The sequence below is a fragment of the Acidovorax sp. IB03 genome, from assembly GCF_016406015.1.
In the GTDB taxonomy this organism is placed as follows: domain Bacteria; phylum Pseudomonadota; class Gammaproteobacteria; order Burkholderiales; family Burkholderiaceae_C; genus Acidovorax; species Acidovorax temperans.
Genome location: NZ_JAEFCH010000064.1, coordinates 1 through 8,258, shown reverse-complemented (window position 1 = coordinate 8,258; position 8,258 = coordinate 1). Strand labels below are relative to the sequence as shown.

At 59.3% G+C, this 8,258-nt stretch carries 4 protein-coding genes and 1 pseudogene; all 5 read left to right on the top strand.

All coding sequences use genetic code 11. From position 1 onward, the window contains the following. Window positions 1-889, top strand: a pseudogene (locus IHV84_RS20555) (ATP-dependent DNA helicase RecG); the annotation flags it as partial. Beyond that, window positions 886-2,301 (top strand): DNA-processing protein DprA, encoded by a 1,416-nt coding sequence (locus IHV84_RS19695; RefSeq protein ID WP_198848116.1) that lies wholly within the window; start codon window positions 886-888, stop codon window positions 2,299-2,301. The pseudogene IHV84_RS20555 and the gene IHV84_RS19695, both read left to right, overlap by 4 nt. A gap of 71 nt (window positions 2,302-2,372) precedes the next feature. Further along, entirely contained in the window at window positions 2,373-2,828 is a 456-nt protein-coding gene (gene brxF, locus IHV84_RS19690; protein ID WP_370541325.1) for a BREX-3 system P-loop-containing protein BrxF, read from the top strand. Window positions 2,829-2,851: 23 nt separating this feature from the next. Next, window positions 2,852-6,604 (top strand): DUF6079 family protein, encoded by a 3,753-nt coding sequence (locus IHV84_RS19685; protein WP_233100145.1) that lies wholly within the window; start codon window positions 2,852-2,854, stop codon window positions 6,602-6,604. A gap of 48 nt (window positions 6,605-6,652) precedes the next feature. Then, window positions 6,653-8,245: a DNA methyltransferase gene (locus IHV84_RS19680; RefSeq protein ID WP_198848113.1), complete on the top strand. Its 1,593-nt coding sequence runs from the start codon at window positions 6,653-6,655 to the stop codon at window positions 8,243-8,245. Window positions 8,246-8,258 lie beyond the last annotated feature (13 nt).

Genomic DNA, 8,258 nt, shown 5'->3' with positions numbered 1-8,258 from the left:
GGGCTATGAAGAGTGGATAGCGTTTAGAGTCTATGCAATCGTCCGGGATGCGACAGGTACGAAGTGGCAGCTTACTGCAGCCGAGCTAGGAGACGGATTCTGGGCGCGAGCAGACCGGCTCACCAAATTGAGGCGTGCCGAACTCCAGCAAATGCAGGAGTACGTCTCTCGGCCTTTCGGGCAGCACATGGGCTTTCTGATTGATGCGCTTGATGGCGATTCAAGCACCGTCAGCCCACCGTCGTTGCCGCCGCTGTCAGAAGACGTAGATCAGTTGCTGGTTCGGGAAGCCGAGGAATTTCTTTGTCGCACAAGTCTGCCCATCGAGCCTCGCAAAAAATGGCCCGTGGGGGGAATGCCGCAGTACGGAATTCACACCGCATCCACCATTCCCTATCAAGCGCAGCCAGGCAAAGCCCTCTGCGTCTGGGGTGATGCCGGTTGGGGCGGCTTGGTTCGACAGGGTAAGTACCACGACGGCCACTTTTCCGATGACCTCGTTGCTGCGTGCGTGAAGATGATTCAAGAGTGGAATCCGCAGCCGAGCCCGACCTGGGTGACCTGCGTTCCTTCGCTTCGGCATCCCGAATTGGTGCCGAATTTCGCGCAACGCTTGGCTGCTGCGCTGGGTCTGCCGTTTCATATGGTCATCGCAAAAACAGACGCAAGGCCCGAACAGAAAACGATGGCAAACAGTACACAACAGGCGCGCAACATTGATGGTTCGCTCGCACTCAACGGCCAGCCCATTCCTCTCGGCCCGGTCCTCCTGGTTGATGACATGGTCGACTCGCGCTGGACGCTGACGGTGTCTGCATGGCTGCTGCGCAAAAGCGGTAGCGGCGCGGTTTGGCCTATGGCCCTTTCACAGACGGGGCACGACGAATGACGCCAGTCCTCTCTCCCAACACCCAGGCGATCTTGCTGCTGACTGCGCCGCTCATTGCCGGACGAGGCTCTGCGTCATCGGATCTGCTCTCGCCTGGTGAATACAAACGTCTCGCGCGTCATTTGCGCGAGATCCAGCGTCAGCCTGCGGATCTCCTCTCGCCGGACGCAGCTGAGATCTTGCGCGCGTGCCAGCCGGTGATTGACGAGGGCCGCCTGCAGAAATTGCTGGGGCGCGGATTCCTGCTGAGCCAAGTGATCGAGCGCTGGCAAGCGCGCGCCATTTGGGTGGTCAGTCGCGCCGACGCCGAGTATCCGCGTCGCTTGAAGACCCGCCTTCGTGAAGATGCGCCGGCAGTGCTCTACGGCTGTGGCGACATGGCTTTGCTCGAAACCGGTGGGCTTGCCGTCGTCGGATCGCGGCATGTGGACGACGCCCTCATCGACTACACCATGGCAGTTGGCCGGCTCGCTGCTCGGGCAGGCAGAACGCTTGTCTCCGGTGGCGCCAAGGGCATCGATCAGGCCGCCATGCGAGGTGCGCTTGAGGGAGGTGGAAAAGTTTGTGGCGTTCTGGCGGACAGTCTGGAAAAGACCACCATGAACCGCGAGCACCGCAACCTGTTGCTGGATGGGCAGCTGGTCCTGATTTCGCCCTACGACCCGAGTGCCGGGTTCAATGTGGGCAACGCCATGCAGCGGAACAAGCTGATTTATGCATTGGCAGACACCTCACTGGTGGTCAGTTCCGATCTCAACAAAGGTGGCACTTGGGCGGGTGCTGTCGAGCAGCTCGACAAACTCAAGTTCGTCCCGGTCTTCATTCGTTCGACGGGCGAGTCTTCAGCCGGATTAGATGGTTTGCGAAAGAAAGGCGCACTTCCCTGGCCAAACCCGCAAGACGTGGATTCGTTCGAGGACGTGTTCAACGTGGCAATGCCGACGCCGACGCCGACGGCATCCCCACAGGTTGGTTTTGCGCTGTTCTCGAACGAAGACCCATCGTCGGCTGATACCAAGCCAACGACGCCCGTGCCACCCGACACCGCGCCAGCGCCCCAGGCCGCGAGTGAGTCATCGGCACCGGTCGACGTTGTTTCCGATGCGCAGCCACCCGCTGAGGCATCGGAAGAACTGCCGCCAGTCACACCAGAGGCCGTAGCGCCGATAGACGAGGCCAAGGAATCTCCGCAGCCGGAATCGACCCCTGCCGAAGTGCTCTTCGCTGCCGTGCGCGCAGCGATTCAGCAACTCTTGAGTACGCCGATGAAAGACGCCGAAGTAGCGGCCGCGTTGGATGTTTCCAACGCGCAGGCCAAGGCATGGTTGCAGCGTCTGGTCGACGAAGGCGTATTAGAAAAGCAGAAGAAGCCAGCGGGCTACGTCGTGAAACAAAAGCGGCTGTTCGAGTAAACCATGACGATGCATCGATTTAATCACCGCGCACTGCACACATCCGGAATCACGGAAGATGGGAGGTGCACGTGATCGCAAAGCTCGAACGACTCATCGGCGAAATCGGCGACCTCAACAGCAAGTTGATCCTGCTGGTCGGTCCCAGCCGCAGTGGCAAGACCCAACTCCTTCGCCAACTCAGCGCCAAGCTCAACATCGAGCCGCTCAACGTCGGCCTGGAGCTGGGGCGCCGTTTGGCCGCCACGCCGAACAACAAGCGCGGCTTCTCGGCAGGCGAACTGCTGCGGGAGATCGCGGACAAGGAACGAACTGAAGATCCGCTGCTGCTCGACAACCTCGAGTTGCTGTTCGAGCCGGGCCTGCAGATCAATCCGCTTGACCTGGTCAGGCGGCTGGCTCACTCCAAGCGCGTCGTGGCCGTCTGGCCTGGCGAGCTGCGCGGTGATCGCTTGGTGTACGCCGACATGAGCCATCCAGAACATCGTGACTACAGCCGCGACGGCGTGGTCGTACTCGAAATTTGACGCTACGGGGAAGAGAGAACCATATGGCCAAGAACATGAAATACGGAGATCTGATCCAGTTCGAGCAGATCGAGTCGGTCATTCAGCTGCTCGATGCCGGACGCCCGGACGAGGCCAAGAAGCTCGTCGCGACATACGTCATCTCCGACGATATGGCCGAGCGGATCTCCAAGCTCATGGTTCCCCAGCTCAGTTTCGACGACTCAGTCGACCACAAGGGCGTGCTGATCGTCGGCAACTACGGCACCGGTAAGTCGCACTTGATGTCGGTGCTGTCGCTGGTGGCCGAGGATGCGGCCTACGCGCCGATGATCCGCCACCCCAAGGTGGCCGAGGCGGTTGCCCCGATTGCTGGCCGCTTCAAGGTGCTGCGCATCGAGGTGGGCGGGCTGCAGATGCCGCTGCGCCAGATCATCACCCTGCAGCTTGAGCGTTTCCTCGAAAAGATCGGCGTCGACTACACCTTCCCGACCGCCGACAAAGAGCTCAATAACAAGGACTCCTTCGAGGAGATGATGGCCGCGTTCGGCGAGAAATTCCCGGGCCAGGGCGTGCTGCTGGTTGTTGATGAGTTCCTGGAGTACCTGCAGTCCCGTCGCGACCACGAACTGGTGCAGGACCTGGCCATCCTGCGTCAGATCGGCGAGGTCACCAAGCACCTGAAGTTCCGCTTCGTGGCTGGTGTGCAGGAAGCCATCTTCGACAGTGTGCGCTTCCAGCACGTCGCCGACAGCATGCGCCGGGTCAACGAACGCTTCACGCAGATCCTGATCGACCGCCAGGACGTCAGCTTCGTCGTCTCCGCGCGCCTGCTCAAGAAAACGGCCGACCAGCAGAACAAGATCCGCGAATACCTCACGCCGTTCGCCAAGTTCTACGGCTCCATGAACGAGCGCATGGACGAATACGTGCGGTTGTTCCCGGTTCACCCGGACTACCTGAAGACCTTCGAGCAGATCCACTTCACCGAGAAGCGCGGCGCGCTCAAGACCATCGAGTCCGCCATGCTGGCGATCCTCGACCAGGACGTGCCCACCGACAAGCCGCTGTTCATCAGCTACGAGAGCTTCTGGAACACTGTCAAGGCCAACTCGGTTCTGCGCGCTGACCCGAACATCAAAGAGGTCATGCGCGTCTCCGAAGTGCTGGAGTCCCGCGTGCAGCAGGCCTTCACGCGCCCGGCCTACAAAGCCATGGCGTTGCGCGTCATCAACGCGTTGGCCGTCCACCGCTTGACCACGGGCGGCGACATCCATGTACCCATTGGCCCCACGGCTGCCGAGCTACGAGACGCCTTGTGTCTGTTCCAGCCGGGCGTGGAGGACATGCCGGGCGATCCGGCCGAGAACCTGCTGTCGATGGTCCAGACCGTCATGCGGGAAGTGCTGAAGACCGTCAACGGCCAGTTCATCTCCAAGGCACCGGACACCGAGCAGTACTACCTCGACCTCAAGAAGGACATCGACTACGATGCGCAGATCGAAAAGCGCGCCGAAGCCCTGTCCGACGACGCGCTGGACCGCGCCTACTACAGCGCCATCAAGGCGCTGATGGAGTGCAGCGACGACCTGCGTTACCCCGGCTTCCAGATCTGGCAGTACCAGCTCGAATGGCAGGAGCGCCGCGTCGAGCGCATGGGCTACCTGTTCTTCGGGGCGCCGAACGATCGCCCCACGGCCCAGCCCGAGCGCGATTTCTACATCTACTTCATCCAGCCCTTCGACAAGCCGAAGTTCGCCGACAACAACCTGTCGGACGAGGTGTTCTTTCGCCTCACCGGGCTGGACGATGATCTCAAGCGGCACCTGTCGTCCTACGCGGCGGCGCTCGATCTGGCCTCCACCGCCAGCGGCGGCGCCAAGGCCATCTACCTCTCCAAGGCACAGGACTTCCTGCGCGCCATGAGCAAGTGGCTGCAGGAAAAGCAGATGACTGCCTTCGAGGTCACCTATCAGGGCAAGAAGAAGAACCTGCAGGAGTGGGCCAAAGGCGTGTCGCTGCGTGACCGGGCGCGGCTCGGTGCGGACGAACGCATCAACTTCCGCGACGTGGTGAACGTCATTTCGGGCCTGGTGCTGGGCCAGCGCTTCGTCGATCTCTCGCCGGAATATCCCACCTTCTCGGTGCTGGTCACCGAAGCCAACCGCAAGCAACTGGTAGGCAATGCACTGCGAGCACTGGCTGGCGGCACCCGCACCAAAGATGCTGCTGCCATCCTCGATGCATTGGAACTGCTCGATGGCGACCGCGTCGATCCGGCCAACTCTCGCTACGCGCAGGAAGTGCTGAACCGCCTCAAAGCCAAGGGCCACGGCCAGGTGCTCAACCGCAGCGAACTGCTGTCGGGCACGTCTGACGTCGAGTATTTCGCGCCGATCAAGTACCGGCTGGAACCCGACCTGCTGGTCACCGTACTGGGCGGGCTGGTTTACTCCGGCGACATCGTGCTGTCGATCACCGGCGACAAGATCGACTCCGGCAAACTGACCCAGCTGGCAGAACGCTCGCTGGAGGAACTCAAGCAGTTCAAGCACGTTGAGGCGCCCAAGGAAATCAACCTGGCGGTGCTGCGTGCCTTGTTCGAGTTGTTCGACCTGCCGTCCGGCCTGGCCCAGAAGGCCAGTCAGGGCGATACCGAGCCGGTCATCAAGTTGCAGGAAAAAGTCAGCGCGCTGGTGCCGCGCGTCCTCAAGGCCGGGTCCGACCTACAACAAGGCAAGCTCGGCTTCTGGGGCCAGAACCTGCTGCGCGAAGAAGAAGCCAAAGACTGGCACGCCCGGCTCGATTCGCTGAAGAAGTTCACCGAGTCGCTGGCGCCTTACAACACCGTTGGCAAGCTCAAGAACCTGCGCGTCACGCAGGAAGACCTGGACTCCCTGAAGAAGAATCTGGAGATCCTGGCCGCCGTCGAGCGCCTGCTCGAACTGGTGGCGGAGTTGGGCAGCACGGCGTCCTACCTCTCGCAGGCCGAAATGGTGTTGCCCGCTGAGCACCCGTGGGTGAAGCAGGCCGAGACCGCCCGCAAGGACATCTTCGAGAAGATCAGCCAGGACCGCACCGCCGAGCACGCCGCCCTGATTTTGGGTAATGGCCGGCAAACGCTCAACCTGCTCAAGAAGGACTACATCACCGCCTACATCGCCAGCCACAGCAAGGCCCGGCTGGGCGTGGCCGAAGATAAGACCCGCAACGCCCTACGCAAAGATGACCGCCTGCTGGCGCTGCGCGTGTTGGCCGGCGTGTCGCTGATGCCCACCAGTCAGCTCACCGCCTTTGAGGAGTCGCTCAACGGCCTCAAGAGCTGTTCGTCGCTGGACGAGCCCACGCTGACGACAGCGGCGGTATGCCCGCACTGCCAGTTCCGCCCGTCTGCCGAGCAGTTGGAGCTGATCCCGGCGGCCAACCGCCTGCACAAGCTCGACGATGACCTGGATCAGTTGGTGGCCAACTGGCAGCAAACCCTGCTGGAGAACCTGCAAGACCCGTTCACGCAGGACAGCCTGGGCCTGTTGCCGCCCGCGTCCAAGAAGCTGATTGACGCCTTCCTGGCCTCACGCAAGCTGCCAGACCCGATGACCAGCGAGTTCGCCAACGCGGTGCAGGAGGCGCTGTCGGGGCTGGAGAAGATCGCGGTCAAGGGCGACGAGATCAAGCAAGCGCTGCTGCAAGGCGGCTCGCCGGCCACGCCGGACGACCTGCGCAAGCGCTTCGACACCTTCATGAACGAGCGCTGTAAGGGCAAGGACGCCACCAAGCTGCGCTTCGTAATCGAGTGACGCGACGTGATCACCCGACCATGACAACAAGAATTTGAGGAATGACTGATGAGTGATCTTTTCCAGAACCACGCGGCCAAGTCAGGCCCGGTTGAATGTCTCGGGCAAACCTTCCCGAGCGATGAGGCTCGCCGCGAGCACTACCTGAAGCTGCTTGCCGAGAAGCTCAAAGACCCTGCGTTCCGGAAGATCGAGGGTTTTCCTATCGGGTCGGATGAAGACATCCTGGCACTTTCTGATCCGCCGTATTACACAGCTTGCCCGAATCCCTTCATCGAAGATTTCGTCAAAACTCATGGCAGGCCATACCAATCTGCTGAGAAGTACAGCAAGGAACCATTTACATCTGATGTAAGTGAGGGAAAAAACGACCCAATTTACACAGCACATAGCTATCACACAAAGGTGCCACACAAGGCGATCATGCGGTACATCCTGCACTACACGATGCCGGGTGATTTTGTCCTGGATGGATTTGCCGGAACTGGGATGACGGGTGTAGCTGCAAGGCTTTGCGGGGATAAAGCAGTAGTTGAATCCCTTGGGTACAGAGTTGACCAGAACAAAAACATTCTCGCGCCAACCAGTGACAGTAAAGGTGCCGCGTGGACCATATTCTCTAAACTAGGTGAGCGTCACGCAATCTTAAATGATCTATCAACCGCAGCCACCTATATATCCCATAACTACAACTCGCCAATCGATGTTGATGCGGTAGATGCACGGGCTAGCGATGTAATTCGACGGATTGAAACTGAGTTTGGGTGGATGTTTCAAACGCTGCATCAGCCCACCGATGATCAGATTAATTTAGCCCTAAGTGAGATAGAGGCCTCAAGCCACCCCCATCTGACTGGTCGCATTGGGCGCATCAACTACACAGTATGGTCGGATGCTTTCTCATGCCCTGAGTGCGCATCTGAAATTATTTATTGGGATACGGCAGTAGATAAGGTTGATTACCAAGTCAAAGATGAATTTGATTGCCCTTCTTGTGGGAAGCATCTGGGCAAGAAGTCTTTAGATCGACTTTTCGTAACGCAGATAGATCCGGTAACCGGTGAGGAGCGGCGTTCTGTTAAGCGTCGGCCTGCGCTCATTCATTACTCAGTCGGAAAGTCATATTTCACAAAACGTCCAGACGCAGCCGATCTTGCGTTGATCGAGAAGATCGAAGCACTGCCTGTTACTCGTTATGTTCCAAGTGAGAGCATTCCAAAGGGCGATAAGACAAGTGATCCATTAAGTGTTGGCATCACAAGGCAGCATCATTTCTACACCAGGAGAAATCTTGAGGTATTGGCTGCATACAGAGATTTTACGCGACCGTTGAGCTACGCATTCAACCTCACATCTACAGCACAAGTAGCGTCCTTAATGTATCGATTCCGTTCACAGAACGGGAGCCTTGGTGCGGGCGGTGGCCCTATGAATGGAACACTTTATGTGCCGTCGCTCATCAAGGAAATTCCAGCCATAAAACTACTGAAAGAGCACATCGAAAAGACGTTCCGCATGAAGAGACTTATTTCGTCTCGCGGCGAGAACGTCGTGTCAACAGGGTCCATGGGCAAACTCTATAGTGTCAAAGACGCCTCGGGTAACCATCCCCCGGCAAAGCCGGGGGCATTCGGGATGTGAGCCGCTCAAAGCG

Coding starts and splice junctions, on each gene's coding strand:
- IHV84_RS19680 (WP_198848113.1), top strand. CDS start 6,653: ATGAGTGATCTTTTCCAGAACCACGCGGCCAAGTCAGGCCCGGTTGAA.
- IHV84_RS19685 (WP_233100145.1), top strand. CDS start 2,852: ATGGCCAAGAACATGAAATACGGAGATCTGATCCAGTTCGAGCAGATC.
- IHV84_RS19695 (WP_198848116.1), top strand. CDS start 886: ATGACGCCAGTCCTCTCTCCCAACACCCAGGCGATCTTGCTGCTGACT.